Origin of the sequence: Nguyenibacter vanlangensis, from assembly GCF_013376155.1 — a bacterium.
GTDB classification, from domain to species: Bacteria; Pseudomonadota; Alphaproteobacteria; order Acetobacterales; family Acetobacteraceae; genus Gluconacetobacter; species Gluconacetobacter vanlangensis.
The window spans coordinates 1-925 of record NZ_JABXXP010000930.1 but is presented as its reverse complement, the minus strand read 5'-3'; the positions used below and the strand labels follow the sequence as shown (position 1 = coordinate 925).

General features: G+C 68.6%; 1 protein-coding gene. It reads right to left on the bottom strand.

Annotated elements, in window-relative coordinates; genetic code table 11:
• On the bottom strand, positions 1-925 hold a 925-nt coding region (locus HUK84_RS20245; RefSeq protein ID WP_456306684.1), incomplete at both ends, for a hypothetical protein.

Below are 925 nucleotides of genomic sequence, written 5' to 3'. Positions count from 1 at the left end.
CGCGCACCCGGGCGGCGTCCTCGACGGCGCTCCAGCACGCTCGGCCTGCGACCGCCACCCGGATGAGGCGGCGCTCGGTCGCGAGTGTGGCGAGACAGGCTTCGGCGTTGCCATCCGTGAGGCGCCCCACGACCTCCTCTGCCGACAAGGGGCCGAGTTCGCGCACGAGATCGGCCACGCCCTCCTTCCCCTTCGCCCGATAAGCCGGTGCCAGGCGCTGCAACTCACTCTCGACCTGGTCAACGACCAGGGGATCGAGAAGTGTCCCAAGATCGACTTCGCCGAGAAGTTCGGCGAGCAGCCCACTGTCCAGAGACAGCACCGAGGCGCGTCGCTCGGCGATCGGCGCGTCCGTCGCATACATGAATTCGGCAACGTATCCGAACAGAAGGTCCGCCGCGAACGGCGACGGAATTTCGGTTGTCACCTCCACGATCCGAATCGCGCCATCCGCGAGCCGGCGCGCCAGGCTGTCGAGTGCTGCGAGGTCATACACGTCCCGCAGGCATTCGCGGGCGGTCTCGATCAGGATCGGAAAATCCGGATGGTCCCGCACGATCTCCAGCAACTGGCCGGCGCGCAGCCGCTGCTGCCATAGCGGGGAGCGATGGCCGGGCGCACGGCGCGGCAGAAGCAGCGCGCGAGCGGCGCATTCCCGAAAGCGGGCAGCGAACAATGCCGAGCCGCCCACGGCTTCTGTCACAATGTTCCTGAGTCTGTCTGGGTCGAAGAGGAACAGTTCCGCCCCCGGCACCTGTCCAGCGGTATCGGGCAGGCGGGCGACGATGCCGTCGTCACTGGCCACTACCGAAGGGTCGACTCCGAACCGGCGCCGGACGCGCGCGGCGATCGCCAGCGCCCAGGGATCGTGCACGCGGCGCCCATAGGGCGAGTGCAGGATGACCCGCCAGTCGCCGGCCTCGTC